A 1,943-nucleotide genomic window follows, 5' to 3' on the forward strand; every position below is an offset into this window, starting at 1 on the left:
TTTTAGCTCTTGATTGTTATCGGTAAATGCCAACAAGTTTGCTATGATGACCGCCTTTTTCGCCGTTGGGTTATCAATATGGTGTTAGATTTTTCACAGGGTAAAATCATCGTCACCGAGCAGGAGCTGCAAGTGAGGCTACTTGGTGCTCAGATTGTGTTGCAGGCCAGTGCCGAAGATATCGGTTTAAGACGTCAACCACCGATGTTAATTGCTGACGGTGGCGGGGTGCGCTGGAGTCTTGTTTTAGACTCCAGTTACCAGTTAAGTGCTATTCAAGCGGTATTAGGCATAGATGCTCAATAATGCCGCATCGCACAGAATCTAATTAAATTATTGATTTTAGATGGTATTTTTGTGTGGGATTTGGGCGTGGGATGATCCAATGCCCAATTTCTACTGAACCTCATTGAAGGCATGAGCAAAGATCTGACTGAATGCGTCTCATCGTAAAATAAAAAATGGAGAAGTGGTTATGAGTAGTGTGCTTGAAGCGATTGTCGTCGAGCCTAAGGGTCCGGCAACGGCCGTAGTGATTTGGCTGCATGGACTGGGGGATTCTGGCGCGGGGTTTGCCCCTGTTGTACCAGCCTTAGGATTACCGGCCGATCATCCTTTCCGCTTTATTTTCCCCCATGCGCCTGAGCAAGCGGTGACGCTCAATGGCGGCTATATCATGCGCGCTTGGTACGATATTAAGAGCATGGATTTGCATGATCGAGCGGATATGCCTGGGGTACTCGCTTCGGAGCAGCGCATTAAGGCATTGATAAATGAGCAAATAGCCTCAGGCATTCCCAGTCAGCGCATCGTGCTTGCGGGATTTAGCCAGGGAGGGGTGATGAGCCTATTCACCGGGCTGCGTTGTGAGCACTCCTTAGCGGGGATCATGGCGCTCTCTTGTTACTTACCCGGTGGTGATGCGTTGCCGGCGCAGTTAAGTCCCGCGAATCGTCATACTCGCATATTGCAGCAACACGGGCTCAAGGATGATGTCGTGCCTTTATCGGCTGGGATATTAGCGAAAGAAGCATTAACCGCCGCGGGCTATCCACTCCAATGGCAAACCTATCCTATGCCCCATTCGGTGCTACCTAACCAATTACTGGATATTGGTCGGTGGTTATTGGCGTGTGTTGCTGAGTAATTGCTGTTTAGAATGTGATGATGCGGTGTGGATAGCGTGATCTTATTGAAATATCTTGATCATGGCATACTTGATTGATCATGGCGCAGTTGAACATGACACACTTGATCATGGAACATTTGAACATGGCATAAAAAGTGCAGCACTGAGACAAAGACCGCTTGATACCTTGCCGTATGGATGATGTTAGGCTTGTGAGCCTAACAACGCATCCGTCAATGGCTTAAGCGTAACTCATGGCGATGTTCGTGTTGGTAATGCTCGGCGCAGGTGGCACAACGCTGTTCGGTCGGATTGTGACTTAAACGCTTAGCATCAATCACAGTTTCACAATCGGCGCAGAGCCCGTAGAGGCCTAAGTCGAGTTGACAAAATGCGGCATCGAGCTGATTTAAACGACAAAACAGCGGATGTTCGGCCAAGTGGCTTTGGGCTAATGTGTCGATCAGTTCGCCTAAGCTTTGCGTGACATAATGAGGGCCAAGAACGGCAAGAAACAGCGGCTGCTCGCCAATTTCTATCCTTAGATCTGCTTCAAGTTCTGACAAAACTTGTCTGATATGGGTGGTACTCACGTAGAATTGCCTGTTTTTGTGACTCTGACTCGACAGTCTAATAGTTCCGCTATGAGTGACTATGATAAAGATCAACGATCCGCAAGATTGCCCGGTTTTTTGAGGGAATATCACTTAAAAACAGCATGAAGATTGAATTTATACCGTTTTTACCCGCAATTTGCCGCCTCCGCACTGAGTGTTCTGCCGCCTTTGCTGATTATCGGCCGGTACTTGGCCGA

The 1,943-nt window shown here is 48.1% G+C and carries 3 protein-coding genes; 2 read left to right on the top strand and 1 reads right to left on the bottom strand.

The window, feature by feature from the left end; translation table 11 throughout:
• Positions 1-78: 78 nt before the first annotated feature.
• A complete protein-coding gene (locus tag ACRCZA_RS00885; RefSeq protein WP_438672605.1) occupies positions 79-306 on the top strand; it encodes a DUF3389 family protein in 228 nt (75 codons plus the stop codon).
• 169 nt (positions 307-475) lie between these two features.
• Entirely contained in the window at positions 476-1,147 is a 672-nt protein-coding gene (locus ACRCZA_RS00890; protein ID WP_438672606.1) for an alpha/beta hydrolase, read from the top strand.
• Between the two features lie 215 nt (positions 1,148-1,362).
• Here the strand turns inward: ACRCZA_RS00890 and ACRCZA_RS00895 are convergent, their stop codons facing one another.
• The gene (locus tag ACRCZA_RS00895) at positions 1,363-1,722 is read right to left on the bottom strand and encodes a TraR/DksA family transcriptional regulator (protein WP_438672607.1); all 360 of its coding nucleotides are present in this window, start codon (positions 1,720-1,722) and stop codon (positions 1,363-1,365) included.
• Between the last annotated feature and the right edge of the window lie 221 nt (positions 1,723-1,943).

Origin of the sequence: Shewanella sp. (assembly GCF_051658185.1) — a bacterium.
Classification (GTDB): Bacteria; Pseudomonadota; Gammaproteobacteria; order Enterobacterales; family Shewanellaceae; genus Shewanella.

What these genes read in the sequence shown, in the direction of transcription:
- ACRCZA_RS00885 (WP_438672605.1), top strand. Translation starts at nt 79, where the DNA reads ATGGTGTTAGATTTTTCACAGGGTAAAATCATCGTCACCGAGCAGGAG.
- ACRCZA_RS00890 (WP_438672606.1), top strand. Translation starts at nt 476, where the DNA reads ATGAGTAGTGTGCTTGAAGCGATTGTCGTCGAGCCTAAGGGTCCGGCA.